The organism is Kangiella geojedonensis (assembly GCF_000981765.1).
Lineage (GTDB): Bacteria > Pseudomonadota > Gammaproteobacteria > Enterobacterales > Kangiellaceae > Kangiella > Kangiella geojedonensis.
The window spans coordinates 673,700-697,473 of the sequence record NZ_CP010975.1; the positions used below are offsets into that span (position 1 = coordinate 673,700).

A 23,774-nucleotide genomic window follows, 5' to 3' on the forward strand; every position below is an offset into this window, starting at 1 on the left:
GGGTGATGTTTCTGATCCAATTTGCCCAAAATTGCAGTAGAATCACTGCTTATACTATGGCTTCGCCACACTTGAACGATATTAAGGCGAGCATTGATTGAAGGGTACTATGATAGAGTTTATTGCTGAATACGGCTTATTTTTACTAAAAACAGCCACCATTATTATTGGCATTATTGTGATTTTAGGCATGATTATTAATGCTGGCCACAGGCAACACCCTGTGTCTCGGGGCGAAATCAAGGTGACGAACCTTGGTGAAACCATTAAAGACCATAGCCAAACGATCAAAAACGAAGTGATGTCTAAGCTTCAATATAAGCAAGCGCTCAAGCAAGAGAAAGAAGAAGATAAGAAAAAGGATAAAGAAGAAAAAAAGCAGCTAAAGGCGCAAAAGAAAACGACCAAACAAAGCGGCCCAGACGGTACTTCTGAGAACGATCAGAAAGAAGCTTCTAGTGAGGAGACAACGAGGGTTTATGTGATCGACTTTGATGGCGATATTGAAGCCAGTGATGTTGAGTCCATGCGTGAAGAAATCACCGCTATTTTATCAGCGGCGAATAAAGGTGATGAGGTCATGGTACGACTGAAGAGCCCAGGTGGCATGGTGCATAGCTATGGCTTAGCAGCATCACAGCTACAACGAATTCGTCAAGCTGGTTATAAGCTTACTATTGCGGTTGATGAAGTCGCCGCAAGTGGTGGATATATGATGGCATGTGTTGCGGATAATATCACCGCAGCGCCATTTGCTATCATCGGCTCTATTGGTGTCGTGGCTGAGTTGCCAAACTTTAACCGTTTGCTGAAGAAAGCGAATGTTGACTACGAGCAACATACAGCGGGTGATTATAAACGAACACTGACGATGTTCGGTGAAAATACCTCACATGGCAGGGATAAGTTCAAAGAAGACTTAGAAGACACGCATCAGTTATTCAAGTCTTTCATTAACCAAAATCGACCACAGTTAGATTTAGACAGGGTTGCTACTGGAGAGCACTGGTATGGCACCAAAGCTAAAGAACTTGGCTTAATTGACGAGCTTGGAACCAGTGATGATCTCATTGTAAAAGCCTTAGATGATAAAGAGGTTTACGCCGTAAAATATACCATCAAGAAACCGATTAGCGAGCGTTTGTCGGTAAGCTTAACGCGGGGTGTAGAGAAGTTATTAACCAAGCTGATTCATCGCTCATCACACCAAGACCTATTCAAATAATTTAAGCGTTACGAAGGGGAGTTTTATGGACTTCGAATTTTGGAGTAATTGCTGGGCGCGACCGACCCAGCCATTCCACCTAACAGCTCCCCATCACTTTCTAACAAAGTATTTCCCGACTTACTTTTGTCATCTAGAGCGTGTTTTGCTGCCTCTGTGTGGGAAAACCCAAGATCTTAACTTTATTGCTGAGCAAGGCATCCATGCTATTGGTGTAGAGTTTAATCCTGTCGCGGTAGAGTCCTTTTTCAAGGACAGTGAGTTAACACCAACCGTTACCCAAGAAAGTGACAAGACACACTACCAAGCTCCAGGTATTGATCTTTGGTGCGCTGACTTTTTTGATATATCAATAGATGATGTCGGGCGTTTCGAGCGTATTTTTGATCGAGCAGCCCTAATAGCTTTACCCGATGAGCTGAGGCCAGCTTATGCACAGCATTTAGTTAAGCTATTAAAAAGTGGTGGGAAAATCCTTCTCGTGACCATGGATTATGTGGCTACCGAAATGTCAGGACCACCGTTCCGTGTTGACATTGCTGAGCTAGAACGATTGTTTCCCAAAGCCACAATAAAAGAGCTCGATCGAACCAGTATCTTAGATTCGCATCCCCGGTGGCGAGAGCTGGAGTTAAGCTATTTGGATGAGGTGCTTTATGACATTCATTTTAACGAATTATAGAAGTGTATGACTGAACAACAGAAAATTGTAAAGCCTTACGGCTTGTGGGAATCCCCAATCAGCGCTGAGCAACTGGCCAGCAAATCTACTCGCCTTGGACAAATACAGGCGACTACAAACGCCCTGTACTGGTTAGAAGGGCGGCCAGAAGAAGAGGGTAGAGGTGTTATTGTCCGTTATGCCAATGGCGAGAGGACTGATATTACGCCAAAGCCTTATAACGTTCGTACCCGAGTACACGAATATGGTGGCGGTGATTTTTGGCTGAGTGAAGACTACTTGTTGTTTGTGGACGATGATCAACAACGTCTCTATCGGCAAGACCTTAAAACGCTAGAGGTGATTGCTTTAACGCCCGAGCCACCGTCGAAGCGTAGCTGGCGTTACAATGATGGTGATATTGATACTACATCGTCTTTTACCGTTTGTGTAAGAGAACGACACGAGTCTGATGAAGTGATCAATGAACTGGTTAAAATTGACCTTGATGGTTCTCAAAGCATCCAAATCATTGCTGAAGGTTATGACTTTTACTCCAACCCGAGAGTAAGCCCAGATGGTAAGCGGTTAAGTTGGTTATGCTGGAGTCATCCGAATATGCCTTGGGATGAAACAGAAGTTTGGACCGCTGAGATTGTCGATGGACAGATCAAAAATCCTAAAGCTGCGGTGCAGCAAAAAGAGCTATCTGCTTATCAGCCTGACTGGACCCGTCACAATAAACTGATTTATGCTGCTGACTATGAAGGCTGGTGGCATTTATATAAAGAAGGCCAAGAGCAAGCTCTCCATCAATTTGATGAGATCGAATTCGCCCTACCGCAATGGGTCTTTGGTTGCCGTGTGTGGCAGCAGCTCGATGAACAGACGCTGCTAGTCATAGGGACGAAAGAAGGCAAGCAAGCGCTGTATCTAATTGACCTAAAAACCAAGAGCATTGGTCTACTTACCGACAAATGGACCGCGTTTAGCGGCCAAATGGTGGTGAGTGTTAGTGATAATCAAACTAAGGTATATTTTTTAGCGGCAAACCCGACTCAGCCCGAGTCAGTCATTCAGCTCACGCTTAATAGTGAATATCAGATTATTGATAGCCAAGTAATTTCAGAGCTTGATAAGAATACGAATGATGACGATATTTCAAAGGCGCAGCACGTTAGTTTTTCTACTTCGGGTGGTGAAAAAGCTCATGGTTTCTTTTACCCACCAACTAATAGCCAATACCAAGGGCCAGACTCCGAACGACCCCCATTAATTGTGATGAGTCATGGTGGTCCGACAGCCATGGCAGATAGTGGTTTAGACTCAAAAGTGCAGTTTTGGACTAGTCGAGGCTTTGCTGTAGCTGACGTTAATTACCGTGGTAGTACCGGTTATGGCAGAGTTTATCGCGATAAGCTCAAAGGCCAGTGGGGGCTGGTTGATGTGGATGACTGTATTGCTATGGGACAATATTTGGCGCAACAGGGGTTAGTTGACGGCGATCGTATGGCCATCCGCGGTGGCTCAGCTGGAGGTTATACGACCTTGTGTGCATTGACCTTCCACGATGCTTTTAAGGTGGGTATGAGTCGATATGGCGTAGCGGACTTAGTGTCTTTATCGCAAGATAGTCACAAGTTTGAGATTCGTTATCTTGACAGTGTTGTCGGCCCTGCTCCTGATAAAGGGCCAGAGCAAGCTAAGATATATCACGAACGATCGCCGGTGAATCATACGGATCAATTGTCGTGCCCAATCTTAATATTGCAAGGATTAGAGGATAAAGTTGTACCGCCAAACCAAGCAGAAGCCATGGTTAAGGCTTTAGAAAACAAGGGCTTACCCTACGAATACATAACTTTTGAGGGCGAGGGCCATGGGTTCCGAAAACCAGATACCATAATCCGCGCTTTTAACGCTGAATTGGCTTTTTATCAACAGTATTTAATATAAATCTTGCTATACTGTCCCCATAAAGAAAAAAGGATAAGGATTTATGGGGAAAAAACTTCAGGAGCAGTTCGATCTCACCAATCGACAGCGGGAAATCTTAGAGCTCGTCAGTAAAGGCTGCTCCAACGCTGATATTGCACAACTGCTGTCAATTTCACCCAATACCGTGAAAACGCACATAGCCACAATTTTGGAACGGCTTAATGTTTCAAATCGGACGGAGGCGTCTGTATTCTTTCAGCAGCATTTCGGGCACCATGAGGTAGTTGAAGTATCGTCCAGTGATTCAGCTCCAAGGCGCATCATGGTGGAGCTATCAGTTGAAAACAACTCACCTCAATTAAATCAATTCTCAGAAAATTTTATACAGTTACTGAATGCTTATGAAGCAATTCAGGTAATGACTGCTCATGGTGATGAAAAAGAACAGAAGTTGGATCGAGACCAGTCGGCTGACTACCAAGTTAATATCCAAGTTAATACTTCCGATCAGTCTAAAGTTCAGGTTGTGTTGTTTGAGGCTACTGGCTCGCAGAGGCAGCTGGATAAGTTAGTGCAAGAGCTGGATGAAATAGAGCCCGATCACTTGGTACAAATCGTGGTGCAGTGTTATCGAAAGATGTTGATGCATTTTGTTGAAACTGTCGATGACTCAAGAGCAAGCCCCTCAAAGCTTCTAATTAAAGCTTTAACCTTGTGTGAGTCTATAAGTTTCGATAAGCAAGATAAAGCGCTGACCCTCTGTAGAGTGTTAATCGAACAGTGCCCGGGTTGGCATTTGCCTTATGCTATTAAGGCGTCGCTTTTATACCGAATGGTTACCCTTGGACAAGTGAAAGATGACAAGGACGCTCTAACTGAGTTGGCTGTATCATCTAAAACGGCCTTCTCAATTAACTCTGAAAGTTCTTGGTCACAGTTGGCTTTTGGTTATTTTGCAATGTTGAGCTCCGATTTGGAGTTGGCTAAAAAGCATTTGAAAGCCTCATTAAAAGCGAATCCTTGCCAATATAAGGCTATGCACTTCCTTGGACAAGTACTTGCTCTAGAGGGTAATACAGCGGAAGGAATTGAGCTTTATCATGAAATGCTGAGAAAGTTTCCACGAAGCGAAGCTGATGGTCTATGCTACGGTGCTTTATCGGTATTGTATTATTGCGCTAAAGATTTTGAAAATAGTAAGCAAGCTGCCCACCGCGCTCTAATGTATCAAGATTCTCCCAAGATACCGTTGCTATTAAATTTAATTAGTATTGCTGAAATTGAGCAGGACCAGTTAAGTTTAGCAACCTGCCTAGAGGAACTGCAGCGCCTCGACATTACGCCCGAAACAATTAAAGTCAGCCTCGGAGTCGCCAGTAAAATTGTCCCACCTGAATTGATGCACGACTATTTAGCCAGTCTTAAACGAGCCGGTGTAGCGGTTTAAGCACTTATTTATAATTCAGCATATCCTTCTTTCGGGTGATAGCAACTATCGCCAGCGCACCATATTATGGAAACCGGTAACGTTAAAGGAGGTAACAATGACTGTTGGAAATAAAACAATAATCTTAGATGATTTAGTTGAGGGTGATGTTCTTGTGATGCAAGGACCTAAAGGATGGGGTGATATGTCGCTGCATCTAGCCTTGGATAAAGCTATTATGTGGTTGACTGATTCGGATGTAACACATGGCGCTATATTCCTAGGTAAGATAGATGATACTCACTACTTAATTGATGATGGCTTAAAAGGAGTTGCTCGACACACAATGACCCTGGAGGGAAAAGACCCCAAACTTTGGTACGTCAGACGCCCGACGATAGATAAGTCTCTTGCTCCAGTCTTGGATATTGCTAAAAAATACGAAGGAGAGTCTACTGCTTATAACTGGGAGTTATTGGCCATGGTCGGATTCTTACTGTTATTTAAAAAGATGACGGACAATGATTTATACCACAGGACCTTGTTGTACTTCCTAAAACAAGCGGTGGTGTATATCGATAAACATACCCATAAAGCAGGTACCAGATACTTTATCTGCTCACAATTTGTTGCGACTTGTTTTGAGGAGGCCGGCGAAGGTTATGCTCTGGAAATCGAAGGAGGTAACTTGCAGTCCAAATCATTAACGCAAGAAGCAACGTTAATTGATTACTGCCTAACCAATAGCAGGCTGGCATCGCAGCAAGTAACAACACTTCAAACAGAAGATATATCGGAACCGACAGGAGAAGATATCAAAGTGCTAATCGAATCCTATGATGATGATTCTAAGCTACTTAACATGGATGAGCACAATCAGCTGTTTGGTGAACTGGTTAGCGTAAGCGACAGCTTTCTAGAGTTGTTTTTCAAGTTGAACGCGAAAACTTTAGACTTAAAACCGGAAGACTGGGGTTCAGCTGAGAAACGTTTCGCTTTGGCCAAACAGTATCAAGCGGACTTTGTAACTCCAGCAGATTTAAAAAGCCATTGTAAGAATTTAGAGAATATTGGGACTGTAATCTTTGTTTATGGTTAGGTTAGGTAATAAAAAAGGGCAGTGTTTATCTGCCCTTTTTGTAACTTAACTAAATCTTAGTCATCGAAGTTGCTTCTATTATTGGTATCGTTAAATGTGTCGATATCAATTTCACCTTCGGACTTGGCGACAATAGTGGTGACTGCCGCATCGCCTGTAATATTGACGGCAGTTCTTGTCATATCAAGCAAACGATCAATACCAAGAATCATACCGATGGCTTCAACTGGCAAGTTAACCTGAGTTAGAACGCCTGCTAGCAGAATCAAACCAACGCTTGGAACACCTGCAGTCCCGATTGAAGCTAACGTGGCTGTTAGTACCACTGTAAGCAATTGTGCCATGCTGAGGTCGACGCTGTAAGCTTGTGCGATAAATAGCGTGGCAATACCTTGCATAATCGCGGTGCCATCCATATTGATGGTGGCGCCAAGCGGCAAGGTGAAAGAGAAGGTGTTTTTATGTACGCCAAGATTCGTTTCTGCGCAGCGCATGGTCACTGGAAGTGTCGCGTTACTGCTTGATGTACCGAAGGCCGTTAACATCGCTGGCCACATGCCTTTGAAAAAATTAATTGGGTTAAGGCGTGTAAATAGTGCAATCAATACGCTATACGTAATCATTGCGTGTAACAGTAACCCGACGATCACAAGGATAAAATAACTGCCGAGGGAGCCTACTAAATCTGAGAACGGGAAGGTGGCAAAGGTTTTAGCGATTAAAAAGAATACACCGTATGGTGCGAATCGCATAATGATGTTAACCAATTCCATCACAACTTTGTTGGCGTCTTCGAACCAGTTACCAATTCGCTTTCCTTGCTCACCAGATAGGGTAATGGCTAAACCGACCAATATGGCAAAGACAATAATCTGTAGCATATTGGCGCTAACCATTGCCTCGAAAGGGTTGGTCGGGATGATATTAATAATAACGTCCGAAAGCGGCGGTTTCTCACTGGCATCAAAGCTGGCTTCACCGACCGGCATGCCAACGCCAGGCTGGAAAATTGAGGCTAGAGTTAGCGCTAACGTTAATGCTATAGCTGTGGTTAGCAGGTAAAGACCGATAGACTTAAGGCTTAAACGACCTAGTTTTGACGGATCCGCTAATGAGCAAACCCCGCAAACCAAAGAAACTAAAACTAATGGAACCATTAGCATCTTCAAAGCGTTAATGAATAGGCTGCCGCCAATATTAAACAGGCCTTCGACAAAATAGGTATAAGCCCAGCTCTTTTGTTGTATTGCTTGGCACTCTGCTTCAGCAAGACCTTTTGCACATTGGTAGTCACCAAATTGTAGGAAAAGAACCCCAACGATGGCACCGACAACCATAAATATTAGAATTTTGACGCTTAAGTTCATTGTTTTAGTCGTTTATTGAAGATTTTATGAACTCTAAGTCATTGCACAAAAAACTGCAAATATATGCTTGATTTAAATTGATTACAGGTGTAATCTTTAACTTGAGATTACGTTTGTAATCAATTCAGTTAACACAATGTTTAAGATAATCTAAACTGAAATGAGTCGAGTATGACGATCAGAGTGAGTGAAGCAGAAAAAAGTGTGATGGATGTTCTGTGGCAGGAATCTCCATTATCCAGTCTTGAAGTGGTTGAGAAATTGCAATCACAAGAGTGGAGTGAAAAAACCGTTAAAACGTTTCTTAATCGTTTGGTTAAGAAGGGCGTGGTGACTTTTGAGAAAGACGGTCGTCGCTATTTGTATTCTCCCGCCATAGAGCGAGAAGAGTTTTTAGCTGACGAAAGCGAAGGATTTCTCGATAAAGTGTTCAAAGGTAACATGAAAGAATTATTAGCGACGTTTGTTGAGAATAAACAGTTGTCGCAGAACGAACTGGATTACTTAAAAGGTTTGCTTGACGATAATAAGGGCAACAAGGAAAGAAACAAGGAGAGCAGCGATGTTAAGTGAACTAAAGTTTAACGGTTGGTTGGATGCTTTTTGGCAATTTAACCTCGATCTTAGTGTGGTCGTATTAACGGTTCTCATCGTCCGTTTTTTTATTCGTAAAACCACAAAAAGTTATAACTCATACCTGCTTTGGCTAGCTATTCCGGTCGGTTTTTTACTGGCTAAAGTCGTTGCCTCAATTGACTTCACAAGCGCCAGTTCGAGCTACATTGGCAATGCGGTTAGCGTTATGATTATGAAGCCAGTCGAAACGTTGCAAAATTATTGGTGGCTCGGCGCATTATGGCTGTCAGGAACCACTTTATTGCTCCTTCGCTTGATTATCCAACATATTGAGTTACGTAAAGACTTAAGAAATATTCAGCGTCCCTTAGACGAAATGCCTGGCGCTGATATTTTTAAAGCCAGAAACTATCAAGTTATCGCGGTTGAACATAACGATATGTCTCCAGCCGTGTATGGTTTTATCAAGCCTAAAATCTATTTTCCTGTGCATGTTGCTAAGCAACTGTCAGTCGAACAAATACAATTAATTATTGAGCATGAAGAACAACACATAAAACAAAAACACTTATGGTTAAATTTGCTGTGGGATGTGTTGGTGTGTGTCGGTTGGTTTAATCCGTTGATATACATTGCTCGAAAAGATTTTCGTCATGACCAAGAGTTGTTCTGTGATTACCTAGTGCTGAATAAAACCAGTCAGTCACGAACCAAAGATTATGGTCATGCATTGCTTTCAACAGTTTCTGCCACTCACTCTGTAAGTTTACTTTGCTCATGGATGGTTTTTAACCAACTTGAGGAACGTATTATGAATATTACCAAACCCATTAACCGAAAAGGAAAGGCTGCATTAACGTTAGGCGCTGGCCTCGTACTTAGTTGTTGCGCTGTTTATGCCGCCAATAAAGAGGTACATGAAAAGACAATCATCACTAGCGAAGATACGGTGCTCGAACTGCGCGATGATGATGGCATGACGTATATCCAAGAAAACGATAATTTTTATATTGAACAAGATGGCCAGCGTCGTGAGATGACTGAAGCTGAACGTGTGGCTTTTGAGCGTAAGCATGAAGAAGCCATGAAAGAGCTAGAGCTATCAGAGCAAGAGTTAATTCTAATAGAAAAAGAAATTGAAGACGCTCATCAGGAGTTGGAACTGCATACTGAGGAAATTGAGTTAGCCCAAAAAGAAATCGAGCATGCTCATGAAGCTATTGCTGAAGCCCAAAGAGAAATTGAGCTGGAGTTCGAAAAAGGCCAGCTGTCAAAAGAGCAAATGCAGGAGATTCGTGAAAGTCTTCAGCAAGCTAAAGAGCAGATGAGAAAAGATAAAGTTCTCATTAAAGTCGATATGGAGAAAGCTAAAGAAGGCTTGAGGAAAGCTAAAGTTGAAATCAGGGAAAAACGTTTAAACAAGCAATATCGCACGCCGAACAGTGATGGCCATCGAGTTATTACCGTAGACGAGAACCTAGTGAAAAATAGCAAAGGACATAACAGTCACGTTATCAAGTTAGTTGATGACAGTGGAAAGGTTTATCTAAAAAGGGATGGTGACTATCGCATTAAAGTTGATGGTGAAGAAAGAGATATGACTTCTGAGGAAAGGGCTTACTTTGATGAAAAAGTTGAAGCAATTCCAGCACCGCCGAAGCCACCTAAACCTGGCGCTGCAAAACGAGTATACAAAAAAGTATCTGCAGCAGGGCCAAAACCGCCTAAGCCACCGAAGGGTGCTAAAAGCCCGCTAGAGCCATTGCATCAGCCAAGCCCTAATTACCCACAGGCAGCGGTAGAGCAAAACATTGAAGGCTATGTGAACTTAACGTTTGATATCAATAACAATGGAGAGGCGACTAATATCCGTGTGGTTGATGCTAGTAATAGCGGACTCTTTAATAAGAGTGCGATTGATGCTGTAAAACAGTGGAAGTTTGCTGAAAAAGATTATGGTAAAAAAAGTATGAATTATAAGATGAAATTTGCTCTAGATTCTTAAAGCTTACAAAAGCTGTAAAAAAGCCCGCCCAACGGTAACGTGAGGCGGGCTTTTTTAGTTATCGAAACTAATCAAGCTGGAACGGGTAAACCGACCCCAGATTTAGGATCTGTGTTAATTCATCAAGCGCGGTGCGCGACTCGGTTAACAAATTAGGATCGGCTAAATCATCTTCTTCCAACGTTTCGCGATAATGCTTATCAACCCATGTATTCAGTTCCGCGAACAAGTCGTCAGACATTAAGACATTTTGATTCATGGCGCTAATTTCATCGTCGTTTAGCACTACGCGCTGGCGTAAGCATGCTGGCCCGCCGCCATTTTGCATTGATTGCTTCACATCAAAGATTTTGACTTCTTTGATCGGCGTATCTTGTTCAACTAACCAATCAAGATACTCTTTCACGGATGGCGTTGTTTCACACTCACCTGGTGCGATAATGATCATATCGCCATTATCCATCGTAACTAACTGGCTATTGAATAAGTAAGACTTAACAGCGTCTTCTACTGGAACGTCATTCGCGCCGACTTCGACTACATGGAACTCTTCGCCATCAAACGCTTGTTCTAGATCGGTATAAACCTGCATTTGATTTAAGAACGCTTTTTGGTGAGCGAATAACACATTGCCGTTGCCCACGGCGATGACGTCATTGTGGAATACACCTTTATCGATGACATGAGGATTCTGCTGAGCAAAAACCGTATTGTCCATGTCTAGCTGGTGTAAACGAGAGACCGCTTGCGAGGCTTCAAAGCTTTGACGTGCTGGGTACTTGTGTGGCGCTGGTTTGCTAGAGTCGAAGGCATGCTTGCCATACACAAAGAAGTGTAAGCCTTTCTTGCCATAACCTTTGTCAGCATTAATATCCACGAAGCGTGTATGGTTAGCAGCACCTTCGTCACCAAAATGATCGCCCATCGGCAAAGCAGGGTGGTGCGCAAAGTGCTTGTCATCTTTGAACATCGCTTGCAAGATTCGGCCCGTGGTGGCGTGTTCTATCGAGCGGTGAAACTTATTGGCTAAATTAGCAGGCGTAAAGTGCGCTTTTCCGTCGCCTGTGTCGCTTGATGGCGCCATAGTACAAGCGTTGGCAGTCCACATGCTTGATGCAGAACTGCACGCTGCTAATACTTTTGGAGCTTGCTTTGAGGCTTTGATGATGACTTGAGCGTCGCTTCCGGTGAAGCCTAGCTTACGCAATGTGTGTACGTCAGGGCGCTCCATAGGCGCTAATACGCCTTGCTTTAAGCCCATATCGTGCAATGCTTTCATCTTCGCCAGGCCTTGCTTCGCCGCTTCTTTAGGCTTAGCGACTAGGTTTGCGTTAGACGTTGACGCGACATTGCCGTGCGATAATCCTGCATAGTTATGCGTTGGGCCGACGAGGCCATCAAAATTAAACTCAAAAGCTTTTTTGCTCATTTACAGTTTTACCCCTGGTGTTAGGTTTTCAGGTAAAGAACAGGCATTGTTCTCAATCGATGCAACCGGGTACGCACAGTAGTCTGCTGCGTAATAAGCACTTGGCTTATGGTTGCCTGAATTACCTACCCCACCAAACGGTGCTGTGCCTGCGGCACCGGTCGTTTGGTTGTTCCAGTTGACGATTCCCGCGCGAATTTTGGTATAGAATTCGTCGAATTGGGCTCTGTCATCACTTAATAAACCTGCTGATAAACCAAAGCGCGTATTATTGCCTTCAACAATCGCATCTTCGAATTTTTCATAACGAATAACTTGTAGCAGTGGACCAAAGTACTCTTCGTCTTCTAGCTCAACATCGCTGACGTCCAAGATAGCAGGGTTGACGAAACCTGTACCTTTTTCGAGATGTTCCATTTTGATTAATGCTTTTGCGCCTTTAGCCAGTAGCTTGTCTTGCGCAGCTAGCAAATCGAGTGCTGCCTTTTCTGACACAACAGGGCCAATAAACGGCTGATCATCATCGTTGTAATGGCTGACGCGGATATTTGCAGTAGCTTCCGTTAACTTCTCTAAGAAGATATCACCTTCTTTAGTCTTTGGAACAAACAAGCGTCTCGCACAGGTACAGCGCTGTCCTGCTGAAATAAACGCAGACTGAATAGTGTGGTAAACCGCGCCATTAACATCCTTAATGTCGCCAACGATAAGTGGATTATTACCGCCCATCTCTAGCGCTAATACTTTGCCAGGCTCGCCACCAAGTTGAGAGTGTAGAATTTTACCGACCGTTTCACTGCCGGTGAATAAAATACCATCCACTTGCGGTTGCTGTGCCAAAGCGATGCCGGTTTCAACTTCACCTTGAACCAAGTTAATCACGCCTTCAGGTAAACCAGCAGCTTCCCATAAGCGGATTGTTAATTCAGCGGTTGCAGGAGTCAGTTCACTCGGTTTGAAAACGATGGTGTTACCTGCGATTAGCGCAGGAACAATGTGACCGTTCGGTAAGTGAGCAGGGAAGTTATAAGGGCCGAATACCGCTAAAACGCCGTGAGGCTTGTGGCGGATTGCCGTTTGACCTGAAGCTGTTTCGGTTTCTTTAACGCCAGTACGCTCGTGGTAGGCTTTAATTGAAATATCAATTTTCCCCGCCATGGCGCCTGCTTCGGTTAAGGTTTCCCAGAACGGTTTACCGGTTTCTTGAGAAATGATTTCTGCGATTTTTTCTTTATTGTCTCTTACCAGGCTTTCGAATTTTTTGATAACCTCAATGCGTTCATCAAGCGTCTTTTGACTCCATTCCCAACCCGCTTTTTGCGCGGCCATGATGGCGTCGCTAACTTGGTCTGGCGTGGCGCTGTTGGATTCCCACACAGTGCTGCCATCGGCTGGGTTAATGGATTTGAATGACGTGCCTTCGCCAGCAAGCCATTGATTATTAATGAATAAGTTTTTGTGCAACATATATAAACCTGAATTTATTGAGTTTTTTTCGAGCCCGAAGGTCTGAATTTATTAAACAGTGGAACGGCTCTGACCGTATCACCAGCCTGTAATCCAAGCGAATCAATGGATGATTGCGGGATGGTTAATTGATCACCTTCAAGGCGACTCTGGGCGATGACGCATCGGTAATCTTTTAATTTACGATTGCTAATCATGATTGGCAAGGTATTGCCGCTAACTTCTCCAGCCACGAGCTCGACAATGTGACTATTGGCTATAGTTCTGATGGCATTTCGCTGAACTTCAACCGTTGGGCCGCCATCAAATACGTCAACGTAGTTTTGATGTGTAAAGCCTTCTTTCTTTAATAATGATAATGCTGGAGCCGTATCAGCATGCACGCGACCGATAACAGCGCGAGCTTCCTCAGGCAGCATGTCCACATAAATAGGGTGTTTTGGCATCAGTTCAGAAATAAAGGTATTGCTTCCTAAGCCTCGAACGGCGTCTGCTTTTGAAAAGTCCATTTTAAAGAAGCGCTTACCTAGAGCCTCCCAAAATGGTGAGTAGCCGTTGTCGTCAGAATAGCCACGCATTTCAGCGATAACTTTCTCCGAAAAGCGCTCAGGGTGATCAGCGAGGAATAAAAAGCGAGACTTAGACAATAAATGACCGTTAGTACCGCCACGATGTCCTTCGGCTAAAAATAAGGTCGCAATCTCGGTAGCGCCTGTGTAGTCGTTACCCAATATAAGAACTTGGTGTGGGTTATAAACGCCCAGATCTGGGCTAGCACTGACTTGAGTACTTAATTTATAACTAAAGAATGCATCATCCATTCCAACCGCGGCTACTAAAGCGCAAGTTCCGATAACTTTGCTTTCTTCGCTATCTTCAAGCACAAAGAAATAACACTCCGATCCCGGCTGTTTTATCTCTTGAGACAGTGCTTCTTGTGAGTTATCGATTCTATTCGAGATCGTTTCAGGGTTGTTGGGCAAGGTTGTCAAACCAGTCCCAGCGCTGGCGGCTAACTCTAAAATATCTTCTAAATCAGTGCTTTGTGCAGGGCGAATTACCATAACTATGCGACCTAAGTCCTTAATTTTGTACTATGCAATATTAGTATTTGAAAGCTAGGGAAGAGGATGATAGACAAAAGTTTCCCTGAGTAAAAGCGCTATTCTGAAGTAAAAAGTAGTATTTTTCCAGCGAAGGCTGGAATTTTGACTTGAAAACAGGGATCATGTCCGGCTAATCTTTGATGAATATGTAACGCTGAGATCGTCAGCTTAGACAAAATTAAGGTGTTTTTATGTCCGATAGTTATACTAGAGCGACCTTCGATGAGGTCATGGTTCCAAATTATAATCCATCAGAAATCCTGCCAGAACGCGGCGAAGGTTCACGAGTATGGGATCAGAATGGAAACGAGTATGTCGACTTCGCTGGTGGTATTGCGGTTAGCATTCTTGGCCATAACCACCCAGGCATGGTTAAAGCACTTAAAGACCAAGCTGATAAAATCTGGCACCTAAGTAACGTATTCACGAATAAGCCGGCGTTAGAACTTGCGGACAAGTTAACCGAAGCGACATTTGCTGATAAAGTATTTTTCGCCAACTCTGGTGGTGAAGCGAACGAAGCAGCGTTTAAACTAGCGCGTCGTTATGCTCACGACAACTTCGGTCCTGAGAAAAGTGAGATCCTTTCTTTCTCTAAATCTTTCCACGGTCGTACATTATTTACGGTTTGTGTGGGTGGTCAGCCTAAATATACTGAAGGCTTTGAACCTCTTCCTGGCGGCATTCTGCATACTGAATATAACAACATTGAAGCGTTCAAAGAGTTAATCTCTGACAAGACGTGCGCGGTTGTTATGGAGCCGATTCAAGGTGAGGGCGGTATTATTCCTGCCGATCCAGAGTTCGTGAAGCAGGTTCGTGAATTGTGTGACAAGCACAACGCACTATTAGTCTTCGACGAAGTTCAAACTGGCTTCGGTCGTACGGGTGACTTGTATGCCTATATGGGTATGGGCGTTACGCCGGACATCTTAACTACGGCTAAATCTATGGGTGGTGGCTTCCCAATTGGTGCTATGTTAACGACGACTAAGATCGCAGCAAGTTTAGTTCCAGGTACGCACGGCAGTACTTATGGCGGTAACCCACTGGGTTGTGCCGTGTCGCTAGCGGTACTAGACGCGATCAACACGCCTGAAATGATGACTGCAGTCAAAGAGAAAAGTGCAAAGATCCAAAGTGGTCTAGAAGCTATCGGTGAGAAGTATGGTGTATTCTCTGGCGTTCGCGGCAAAGGTATGTTACTAGGTGCTGTATTGTCTGATGAGTGGAAAGGGAAAGCGCGTAAATTCCTAGAAGCGGGTTGGGCGAATGGCGTTATGTGTCTAGTAGCTGGCGCTGACGTTGTACGTTTTGCACCGGCTGCAACGATTACTGAAGCAGACATTGAAGAAGGTTTAGCTCGTTTCGATAAAGCAATTTCGGAATTAGTGAGCTAGTTTTAAGTCAAAACTGCATGAAAAAGGCTCCTTTTTGGAGCCTTTTTTTGTTCCTAAATACAAAATTTCAATGCATATTTGCCCAGTGTGTAATTACTTGATCTAGTTCAACTTTTTAGACTTTAAAGCTATTTATTGTTAACGGGATTTTAACAATAAAAGGAACGCAATAATGATTAAATCTTTACACACTCTCACTGTAGCTACTGCTGGAATGTTCATTTCTTTGGGGGCAATGGAATTACTGGCTCATGAAGAAGGCGACTTTATTCTAAGAGTCGGAGCCGCTCATGTAAGCCCGAACGATGATAGTTCCAACGTGCTAGGAACCGATGATGGCGTTACTGTCGATTCATCGACGGGGTTAGGCTTTAGTGGTACCTGGATGTTGAGCGACCGCTGGGGTTTTGAAGTGCTCGCTGCTTTGCCATTCGAGCATGATGTTGAGGGAACGGGAAGTTTATCGGGATTACCAATTGGTACCGTAAAACATTTGCCGCCAACAGTCTCGTTTCAGTATTACCCTGATGTCGATGGCGATATCTTTAATCCGTATTTTGGCTTAGGCGTTAACTACACCTTGTTCCTAGACGAGGAGGCATCTCCAGAGTTAAAAACAGCCTTAGGCTCGGATGATGTAGAGTTATCACTGGATAACTCGGTGGGCTTAGCGGCGCAAGTTGGAGCTGATTGGAAGGTAGGCGACAACTGGTTTATTAATGCAGGCGTTTGGTATGTGGACATTGATACTGAAGCGGATGTGATCGTTAATGGGGCGACAGCGACTACGGTAGATGTCCAGATTGATCCGTGGGTGGCGATGTTAGGGTTTGCTTGGAGTTTTTAATCTTTTATTCATTTTGAGTGATGATTTCGCTCTTGCAGCGAGTTACTTTCTCTTGTGCGTGCAAGAGAAAGTAACCAAAGAGAAGCACGCCCCAATATTGAGGTCATGCAGGCATGACTGCTTTCGCTATCGCAAAATACTTAACGCAGCAGAGTTTACAGCACATCCTTATACTGAAAACTCTTAGCAAAATCGTCCTAATTTTGCTTGCTATATTTTGTGAATAGCTCAGCTCAATCTAAGGGGATTTTGGTGCTAAACCTTTAGTTCCAGACATCCCGTTATCTTTATAGTAGTGATAGATTCAATCAGCCTTCAACACTTCCTGCACTTTTGGCCATACGTTGTCGAGCAGGGTAGGTTGTGCTTTTTCATTGGGGTGGATGCCGTCTTTTTGCATCAGCTCATCTTTGCCACCAACGTTTTCTAAAAAGAAGGGTACAAGGGCAACTTCATTACTGTCGGCGACTTTTTGGTAGTTATTAAAAAAGGCGTCGGCGTAGCGCTCTCCGTAGTTAGGGAAGATGCGAATGCCAAGAAGTAACACTTCTGCGTTTGACTGCTTTGACATTTTGACCAGTTTGTCGAGGTTGCTTTTGATGGTTTTGGGTGGAAAACCACGAATACCATCGTTACCGCCTAGCTCAATAATAACGACGTCTGGCTGGTGAACCTCAAGTAATTTGGGCAGTCTTTGCAGGCCTTGCGTGGTCGTATCGCCACTAATACTGCTGTTGATTACTTGGTAATTGATGCTTTCTTCACTTAACTTCTTGTCTAATAAGGCTACCCATGTTTTATCGGGGCTGAAGTTATAGCCGGAGCTTAAGCTATCGCCTAATACGAGGATTTTCCCTTGCTCGGCTGTATCTGCGTGGCTTGGAAGAGCCAGCATTAGAGTCAGCACTGTAACAACTGGAAACAAAATTTGGGCAAAAAGTTTTTTAAACATGGTAAGTTTGCTATTAATTAATCGATTCATTTAGTTAGTCATTATCTCAGGGTAATTAATCACTATGTTGCGAACACACGAATTAACCAAAACCGTTAACTCACAAGGTCACGATTTGACCATTCTATCTGACGTTAGTTTAACCGTAAATGAACAAGATACCGTCGCTATCGTTGGCGTATCTGGCTCGGGTAAGTCGACTTTACTGTCGCTACTCGCTGGATTGGACCTACCAAGCGGTGGTGAAGTTCACTTGGCGGATGAGCCTTTACATCAGCTAGATGAAGATCAGCGAGCTGCAGTAAGAGCCCAGCACGTTGGTTTTGTGTTCCAATCGTTTCACCTATTACCAGGCTTGAGCGCTTTGGAAAATGTGATGCTGCCGATTGAATTAAAGGAACAGGATCGCCCAAAGGAGCGCGCCACTGAGTTGTTGGAAAAGGTCGGTTTAAAAGACCGTTTACAGCATTATCCGAACCAATTGTCAGGAGGTGAACAGCAGCGTGTGGCCATCGCTAGGGCGTTTGCCAGCGAACCTAAGATCCTATTTGCCGACGAACCGACGGGTAATCTTGATACCAAAAACGGCGATAAGGTGAGTGATTTATTGTTCGACTTGAATAAACAGTTAGGCACAACTTTGGTGTTAGTGACGCACGATGATCGTTTAGCAGAGCGTTGTCAGCGCATTATTCGTCTCGAAGGTGGCAAAGTGGTTGCCGATAATGCTTCCGAAGCTTTTCAAAGGGAAGCCCTTCAAGAACAGGCCGCGGAGCAATAATTATGTTGAGTATGGCGTTACGAACTTTTCGCCGTGACTGGAACGCTGGCGAAGTTAAAGTCTTACTATTTGCACTGACCATTGCTGTGATGGCAATGGTGGCGATTGGCTCGATCACAGATCGGGTCCATCGAGCCATGGGCGAGTCAAGCAGTGCGTTTTTGGGCGCAGACTATACTTTTGAATCACCACGGCCAATTGAGTCCGCATGGATTGAGCGAGGATTGAGCGGTGGACTGGAGATAACTCGATCTAAATCTTTCGCCACGGTCCTATCAAAAGGTGATAATTTCCAGTTAGTGAGCGTAAGAGCGTTGGGTGGGAAGTTTCCTTTAAAAGGCACCATTGAAATTGCAGAAAAGCCTTTTGCGAAAGGCGTTGTTCAACAAGCCCAACCAAAAGCTGGAACTATATGGCTAGAACCGAGAATCTTAGGGATTCTAGGTGTTGAAGTTGGCGATAAGATTGACTTTGGCGCTATTCAGCTCACGGTGGATGGCGTTATAGTCGCTGCGCCAGGACAAGCAAGTGAAGTTTTCAATGTGGCGCCCAAGGTGCTGATCAATCTTGATGATGTGCAAAAAGCGAATATCATTCAAGAAGGCAGTCGCGTTAGCCATACATTATTTATTGCCGGAAAGCCCCATGTGCGCGACTCTTATATGATGTGGCTTAAATCACAAAAGAATCCTTCGCAAAAAATTACAGGCGGTAAAGAAGGCACGCCAGCATTAAAAGCGGCACTTGAAAGAGCTGAAACCTTTTTGCGATTAGCGAGTTTAATTTCTGTCGTGCTCGCTGGTGTGGCGATTGCGGTTGCTGCGGGCCGTTATAGTCAAAGGCACTTTGACTACTCAGCGATTTATCGCTGTTTAGGCATGCAAATTCGTCAGGTTCACAAACTGTATTTGTGGCAGTTATTTATGATTGGTTTGTTAGGTTCTGGTATTGGTCTTGCTCTTGGCCTTGGTCTGCAATCCTTAATCATTAATCAGTTCTCTGACTTTTTACCGAAGCCGATGGTCGGCATTAGCTTGGCGCCTGTATTAACGGGAGCGCTTAGTGGTTTAGTGGTATTGTTAGGCTTTGCTTTACCATCATTCTTGCAGATAGCGAAAGTGCCGCCACTACGCGTTCTACGTAAAGAGTTGTTACCGCGCGCCATGTCGAGCTGGATGATTTATTTATTGGCTATTGGCGTCATGGCATTGTTAATGTGGTGGCAGAGTCAGTCGTTATTATTAGTGGGGATTTTGTTGGCCGTAGCCGTGGTGACGTATTTGCTGATCCGATTAATTGCTTGGTTTATCTTTAGAATTGGTGTCTGGCTGGGTAAACGTGGCTCTTTAGCAGTGCGCTTTGGCGTGGGTCAGTTAAAGCAGTACCCAGCATTTACCATCAGCCAAATCAGTGCTTTCGGTTTGGCGTTTATAATCATGTTATCGACTGTCTTGCTGCGAAGCGAACTGCTTAGTGAGTGGCAAAGTCAGTTACCTGAAAAGGCGCCAAATCATTTCTTAATCAATGTCCAAGAGCAAGAAGTTGAGCCACTGGAAAAGCTACTCGAAGCAAGTAACGTCAGTACCGAAGGTATTTATCCGATGGTGCGTGGTCGTGTGGTTGGCTTGAATGATATGACGTTAGAAGAAGCGCTGGATGAAAACCAACAGCGTGTTGGCGCGGTGCGTCGCGAGTTGAATTTAACCTGGATGGCAGATGTTCCTGAGGCCAATAAAGTGACAAAAGGTGAGTGGTGGTCTGAGGCTGATGTTGCGGATGAGCGCGCTGAGTTGTCTGTAGGTGAAGAGCTTGCTGAACGTTTAGGGCTGGAAATTGGGGATGTCCTCAAATTTTCAATCGGTGGTTTAGAAGTTGAAGGAGAAATTACCAATCTTCGCTCGATTCAGTGGGATTCGTTCCAACCGAACTTCTTTATTATTTTCGAACCGGGCGGGCTCGATGGTTTTCCGGCAAGCTATATCACCAGTTTCTATTTACCGATTGACGATAAGCCGGTGTTAAATCAAATCTTGAAACAGATGCCGACAGTCACCATAATCGAGCTCGATTCGATTATGGAGCAGGTACAGTCGATTCTCGATCAAGTGACCATGGCGGTTGAGTTTATCATGCTGTTCGTGCTGCTGGCCGGCATTGCTGTGCTGTATGCGGTATTGCAAGTTAGCCGAGAGGAGCGTCTATTATCGGCGACCTTGTTGAAAGCTCTGGGTGCGAGAAAAAAGTTTATTCGTGCCAGTATTTTAGCTGAACTTGTTTTGCTGGGAGTGTTTTCTGGGGTGTTGGGCGTCATTGGTGGTGAGGTCTTGGTCAACATTCTTTACTCTAAAGCATTTGATATCGATTTAGTCTTGCACCCATGGTATTGGTTATGGGTACCCCTGATCAGCGTCAGCTTTATTGGGATTGTGGGTTGGCTCGGCCTAAGACATCTCTTAAATCAACCTGCTCACCAAGTTTTACGTGAGTATTAGAAGCTAAATGTGGTCTGCTCTGGTAACCCTAAAAATTGCTGTGAGCAGACCAACAAAAAGACGGCTAAAGAAAAATAAAGGTAGACACCGACTAGCTTTGGTTGTTATTAATAAAAAAGGATAGACAGGTCAGCCAGTAATAGTTGCCCTGTTTTTTGTATATATAAAGCAATTAAATCATTGATTTTAAAGAAAAAGATTCTTTTATGGGTAAATCCTTAGTGATCGTGGAGTCGCCAGCAAAGGCGAAAACCATTAACAAATATCTTGGTAATGACTACGTGGTTAAGTCCAGTGTGGGTCATATTCGTGATTTGCCGACAGGTTCAAAAAAGAAACCTGTTGATGCAAAAGAGCGCGCACGCAAAGCCGCTGAAACGCGAAAACTATCGCCAGAAGAAAAGATCAAGCATAAGGCGCGAAAGGAGAAGCAGGCGCTGTTTGATCGTATGGGGATTAATCCAGAAAAAGGTTGGGACGCGACTTATGAAGTCTTGCCCGGCAAAGAAAAAGTATTAAATGAACTAAAAAAGCTGGCTAAAGACGCCGATGAAATCTATCTCGCAACGGATTTGGATAGAGAAGGAGAGGCCATTGCGTGGCACTTACGTGAGTCTTTAGGCGGTGAGGATACACGCTTTAAGCGCGTTATCTTTAACGAAATCACAAAAAAAGCGATTCAAGAAGCGTTCCAAAAGCCGGGTATCTTGGACATGAATTATGTTCATGCTCAGCAAGCTCGCCGTTTCTTGGACCGTGTGGTTGGTTTTATGGTGTCGCCGCTGTTATGGCGTAAAATTTCTCGTGGTTTATCAGCAGGACGTGTGCAATCTGTAGCAGTGCGCCTGCTTGTAGAGCGTGAGCGTGAAATTCGTGCTTTTATCCCTGAAGAATATTGGGATGTGCATGCAGATACGCTGACGCAGAGCGACAATGAGCTGCGCTTGATGGTTAACAAGCATCAAGGCAAGACTTTCAAGCCAACCAATGAAGCGGATACCAATAAAGCGTTAGAAGAGTTAAAGCAGCACAGTTACAGTGTTTCTTCTCGTGAAGATAAGCCACAGAAAAGTAAAGCGCCTAAACCTTTTATTACTTCAACTCTGCAACAAGCTGCGAGTACACGTTTAGGGTTTGGTGTAAAAAAGACCATGATGATGGCGCAACGCTTGTATGAAGCAGGTTATATTACTTACATGCGTACTGACTCGATGAACTTGAGTCAGGATGCTGTGGCAGCTTGTCGCGATCACATTAATGACCAATATGGCGCTAAGTATTTACCGAGCGATCCAAATATCTACTCCAGTAAAGAAGGCGCTCAAGAGGCGCACGAAGCGATTCGTCCATCGGATGTGAATGTTCGTGTGACCCAGCTGAAAAATATGGAAAAAGATGCGGAGCGTCTTTATGAACTTATCTGGCGTCAATTTGTAGCATGCCAGATGACTCCTGCAGAGTTTGATGTGACCAGCTTAAAAGTGACGGCAGGCGATTATGAACTGAAAGCTCGTGGTCGAGTGATGAGATTTGATGGTTGGACAAAGGTTCAGCCGATGCAAAGTCGTAGTAAAGAAGATCAAGAACTGCCGAATGTTAAAGAGGGCGAAGAGCTTAAGTTACAGAAGCTCGATCCTAAGCAACACTTTACTAAACCACCGGCGCGTTATTCTGAAGCAGCGCTGGTTAAAGAATTAGAAAAGCGTGGTATAGGTCGACCATCGACTTATGCATCAATTATTTCGACGATTCAAGACCGCGGTTATGTGCGTCTTGATAATAAGCGTTTTTACGCCCAAAAGATGGGTGAGATCGTTACGGACCGCTTGGTTGAGAGTTTTGATGATTTGTTGGATTACTCTTTCACTGCAACGATGGAAAAGCATCTTGATGAAATTGCAAAAGGTCGTTCTGATTGGCGCATCACGCTTGATGAGTTTTACGATGAGTTTTCAGAGCAACTGAAAAAAGCTGATCAATCTCAAGATGAAGGTGGCATGCGTCGCAACGAAGCCGTTGAAACTGAGCTCGAATGTGAAAAATGCGGTGAGCACAATTTAGCAATAAGAAATGCCAGCACCGGTGTTTTCTTAGGTTGCACAGGTTATTCGTTGCCACCAAAAGAGCGCTGCAAGAATACGGTAAACCTCATTCCAGGCGAAGAGTTTGTTGCAGCGGATGAGGAAGAAGAAGCGCGTTACCTGCATAGCCGTAAGCGTTGCCCGAAATGTAACTCGACCATGGATGATTACTTGGTCAATGAACAAACCAAGTTGTTTATTTGTGGTAATAACCCTGATTGTGATGGTTATGAGGTTGAAAAAGGCGAGTATAAGATTAAAGGCTATGATGGTCCTGTCTTAGACTGCGATAAGTGTGGCAGTGAAATGCAGCTGAAAACGGGGCGCTTCGGTAAATATTTTGGCTGTACCAGTGAGGACTGTAAAAATACTCGAAAATTACTGAAGAATGGTGAGCCTGCTCCACCAAAGGCGGATCCTATCCCGATGCCAGACTTGCAGTGTGAGAAAGTTGACGACCATTATGTGTTGCGTGATGGCGCAGCGGGCATTTTCTTAGCTGCGAGCAAGTTCCCAAAGAATCGCGAAACACGAGCACCGGCAGTGGATGAGGTTAAGCTAGTTGAAGACCAGCTTGATCCAAAATACAAATTCTTAGCCAAAGCACCGGTTAAGGATCCTGATGGTAATCGCACTTTTGTTAAGTTCAGTCGTAAAACTAAGGAACAGTATGTCGCTGGGGTTAAAGAAGATGGTAAAGCCAGCGGTTGGGCAGCATTTTATAAGAATGGTAAGTGGCAGGAGAAAGAATAACGGGTTATATCTACTGCGCTTCAGCCATACTTTGTTCAAATCCACTTTATAAATACTCGATTACTAGTGTAAACTCCGTCTTATAAAGTGGATTTCGCCGCGTCTTGCTATCGCTCGTGACGATATAACGGCAATCCTTTCTGTAATTTATAGTCATTTCTGGGCAAAA

General features: G+C 44.1%; 17 protein-coding genes. 12 read left to right on the forward strand and 5 right to left on the reverse strand.

From position 1 onward, the window contains the following. Window positions 1–112: 112 nt before the first annotated feature. The 5 genes from sohB to TQ33_RS03155 all read left to right on the forward strand — a co-directional run bounded on the left by sohB (window position 113) and on the right by TQ33_RS03155 (window position 6,349). A complete protein-coding gene (gene sohB / locus TQ33_RS03135; RefSeq protein ID WP_046562259.1) occupies window positions 113–1,225 on the forward strand; it encodes a protease SohB in 1,113 nt (370 codons plus the stop codon). A gap of 25 nt (window positions 1,226–1,250) precedes the next feature. Beyond that, window positions 1,251–1,907 (forward strand): thiopurine S-methyltransferase, encoded by a 657-nt coding sequence (gene tmpT, locus TQ33_RS03140; RefSeq protein ID WP_046560777.1) that lies wholly within the window; start codon window positions 1,251–1,253, stop codon window positions 1,905–1,907. Between the two features lie 6 nt (window positions 1,908–1,913). Further along, entirely contained in the window at window positions 1,914–3,842 is a 1,929-nt protein-coding gene (locus tag TQ33_RS03145) for an alpha/beta hydrolase family protein (RefSeq protein ID WP_046560778.1), read from the forward strand. Between the two features lie 43 nt (window positions 3,843–3,885). Continuing rightward, complete coding sequence (locus tag TQ33_RS03150; RefSeq protein WP_046560779.1) at window positions 3,886–5,271, forward strand: response regulator transcription factor; 1,386 nt, start codon at window positions 3,886–3,888, stop codon at window positions 5,269–5,271. Between the two features lie 97 nt (window positions 5,272–5,368). After that, window positions 5,369–6,349 carry a hypothetical protein gene (locus TQ33_RS03155; RefSeq protein ID WP_046560780.1) on the forward strand — a complete coding sequence of 327 codons (981 nt, stop codon included), beginning with the start codon at window positions 5,369–5,371 and terminating at the stop codon, window positions 6,347–6,349. A gap of 56 nt (window positions 6,350–6,405) precedes the next feature. Here the strand turns inward: TQ33_RS03155 and TQ33_RS03160 are convergent, their stop codons facing one another. Next, window positions 6,406–7,716 (reverse strand): dicarboxylate/amino acid:cation symporter, encoded by a 1,311-nt coding sequence (locus TQ33_RS03160; protein ID WP_046560781.1) that lies wholly within the window; start codon window positions 7,714–7,716, stop codon window positions 6,406–6,408. Window positions 7,717–7,887: 171 nt separating this feature from the next. Here TQ33_RS03160 and TQ33_RS03165 point away from each other — a divergent pair, with 171 nt between their 5' ends. Together TQ33_RS03165 and TQ33_RS03170 are read left to right on the forward strand one after the other, a co-directional pair. Further along, complete coding sequence (locus TQ33_RS03165) at window positions 7,888–8,289, forward strand: BlaI/MecI/CopY family transcriptional regulator (protein ID WP_046560782.1); 402 nt, start codon at window positions 7,888–7,890, stop codon at window positions 8,287–8,289. Next, entirely contained in the window at window positions 8,279–10,297 is a 2,019-nt protein-coding gene (locus TQ33_RS03170) for a TonB family protein (RefSeq protein ID WP_046560783.1), read from the forward strand. The genes TQ33_RS03165 and TQ33_RS03170 overlap by 11 nt, the downstream gene beginning before the upstream one ends. A gap of 67 nt (window positions 10,298–10,364) precedes the next feature. Here TQ33_RS03170 and astB read toward each other — a convergent pair whose 3' ends face one another. The 3 genes from astB to astA are packed head-to-tail and all read right to left on the reverse strand — an operon-like array spanning window position 10,365 to window position 14,257. Beyond that, window positions 10,365–11,726, reverse strand: coding sequence for an N-succinylarginine dihydrolase (gene astB, locus TQ33_RS03175; protein ID WP_046560784.1), 1,362 nt, complete (start codon window positions 11,724–11,726; stop codon window positions 10,365–10,367). Further along, window positions 11,727–13,193, reverse strand: a complete 1,467-nt coding sequence (astD, locus tag TQ33_RS03180) for a succinylglutamate-semialdehyde dehydrogenase (protein ID WP_046560785.1) — start codon at window positions 13,191–13,193, stop codon at window positions 11,727–11,729. It abuts the gene before it with no gap. Between the two features lie 14 nt (window positions 13,194–13,207). After that, window positions 13,208–14,257, reverse strand: coding sequence for an arginine N-succinyltransferase (astA, locus tag TQ33_RS03185; protein ID WP_046560786.1), 1,050 nt, complete (start codon window positions 14,255–14,257; stop codon window positions 13,208–13,210). A gap of 233 nt (window positions 14,258–14,490) precedes the next feature. On the opposite strand from astA, the gene TQ33_RS03190 reads away from it, so the two are divergent. Together TQ33_RS03190 and TQ33_RS03195 are read left to right on the forward strand one after the other, a co-directional pair. Continuing rightward, entirely contained in the window at window positions 14,491–15,699 is a 1,209-nt protein-coding gene (locus tag TQ33_RS03190) for an aspartate aminotransferase family protein (RefSeq protein WP_046560787.1), read from the forward strand. Between the two features lie 172 nt (window positions 15,700–15,871). Continuing rightward, window positions 15,872–16,546, forward strand: a complete 675-nt coding sequence (locus tag TQ33_RS03195; RefSeq protein ID WP_046560788.1) for an OmpW/AlkL family protein — start codon at window positions 15,872–15,874, stop codon at window positions 16,544–16,546. A gap of 304 nt (window positions 16,547–16,850) precedes the next feature. Here TQ33_RS03195 and TQ33_RS03200 read toward each other — a convergent pair whose 3' ends face one another. Beyond that, complete coding sequence (locus tag TQ33_RS03200) at window positions 16,851–17,498, reverse strand: arylesterase (RefSeq protein ID WP_046560789.1); 648 nt, start codon at window positions 17,496–17,498, stop codon at window positions 16,851–16,853. A 64-nt stretch (window positions 17,499–17,562) separates the two neighbouring features. On the opposite strand from TQ33_RS03200, the gene TQ33_RS03205 reads away from it, so the two are divergent. The 3 genes from TQ33_RS03205 to topA all read left to right on the forward strand — a co-directional run bounded on the left by TQ33_RS03205 (window position 17,563) and on the right by topA (window position 23,605). Beyond that, window positions 17,563–18,279 (forward strand): ABC transporter ATP-binding protein, encoded by a 717-nt coding sequence (locus tag TQ33_RS03205; RefSeq protein WP_046560790.1) that lies wholly within the window; start codon window positions 17,563–17,565, stop codon window positions 18,277–18,279. 11 nt (window positions 18,280–18,290) lie between these two features. Further along, window positions 18,291–20,771: an ABC transporter permease gene (locus TQ33_RS03210; RefSeq protein WP_228640363.1), complete on the forward strand. Its 2,481-nt coding sequence runs from the start codon at window positions 18,291–18,293 to the stop codon at window positions 20,769–20,771. A gap of 206 nt (window positions 20,772–20,977) precedes the next feature. Beyond that, window positions 20,978–23,605 carry a type I DNA topoisomerase gene (gene topA / locus TQ33_RS03215; RefSeq protein WP_046560792.1) on the forward strand — a complete coding sequence of 876 codons (2,628 nt, stop codon included), beginning with the start codon at window positions 20,978–20,980 and terminating at the stop codon, window positions 23,603–23,605. Window positions 23,606–23,774 lie beyond the last annotated feature (169 nt).

Excerpts from the sequence above, each read along its gene's own strand:
- tmpT (WP_046560777.1), top strand. The coding sequence starts at position 1,251 with ATGGACTTCGAATTTTGGAGTAATTGCTGGGCGCGACCGACCCAGCCA.
- TQ33_RS03145 (WP_046560778.1), top strand. The coding sequence starts at position 1,914 with ATGACTGAACAACAGAAAATTGTAAAGCCTTACGGCTTGTGGGAATCC.
- TQ33_RS03150 (WP_046560779.1), top strand. The coding sequence starts at position 3,886 with ATGGGGAAAAAACTTCAGGAGCAGTTCGATCTCACCAATCGACAGCGG.
- TQ33_RS03155 (WP_046560780.1), top strand. The coding sequence starts at position 5,369 with ATGACTGTTGGAAATAAAACAATAATCTTAGATGATTTAGTTGAGGGT.
- TQ33_RS03160 (WP_046560781.1), bottom strand. The coding sequence starts at position 7,716 with ATGAACTTAAGCGTCAAAATTCTAATATTTATGGTTGTCGGTGCCATC.
- TQ33_RS03165 (WP_046560782.1), top strand. The coding sequence starts at position 7,888 with ATGACGATCAGAGTGAGTGAAGCAGAAAAAAGTGTGATGGATGTTCTG.
- TQ33_RS03170 (WP_046560783.1), top strand. The coding sequence starts at position 8,279 with ATGTTAAGTGAACTAAAGTTTAACGGTTGGTTGGATGCTTTTTGGCAA.
- astB (WP_046560784.1), bottom strand. The coding sequence starts at position 11,726 with ATGAGCAAAAAAGCTTTTGAGTTTAATTTTGATGGCCTCGTCGGCCCA.
- astD (WP_046560785.1), bottom strand. The coding sequence starts at position 13,193 with ATGTTGCACAAAAACTTATTCATTAATAATCAATGGCTTGCTGGCGAA.
- astA (WP_046560786.1), bottom strand. The coding sequence starts at position 14,257 with ATGGTAATTCGCCCTGCACAAAGCACTGATTTAGAAGATATTTTAGAG.
- TQ33_RS03190 (WP_046560787.1), top strand. The coding sequence starts at position 14,491 with ATGTCCGATAGTTATACTAGAGCGACCTTCGATGAGGTCATGGTTCCA.
- TQ33_RS03195 (WP_046560788.1), top strand. The coding sequence starts at position 15,872 with ATGATTAAATCTTTACACACTCTCACTGTAGCTACTGCTGGAATGTTC.
- TQ33_RS03200 (WP_046560789.1), bottom strand. The coding sequence starts at position 17,498 with ATGTTTAAAAAACTTTTTGCCCAAATTTTGTTTCCAGTTGTTACAGTG.
- TQ33_RS03205 (WP_046560790.1), top strand. The coding sequence starts at position 17,563 with ATGTTGCGAACACACGAATTAACCAAAACCGTTAACTCACAAGGTCAC.
- TQ33_RS03210 (WP_228640363.1), top strand. The coding sequence starts at position 18,291 with ATGGCGTTACGAACTTTTCGCCGTGACTGGAACGCTGGCGAAGTTAAA.
- topA (WP_046560792.1), top strand. The coding sequence starts at position 20,978 with ATGGGTAAATCCTTAGTGATCGTGGAGTCGCCAGCAAAGGCGAAAACC.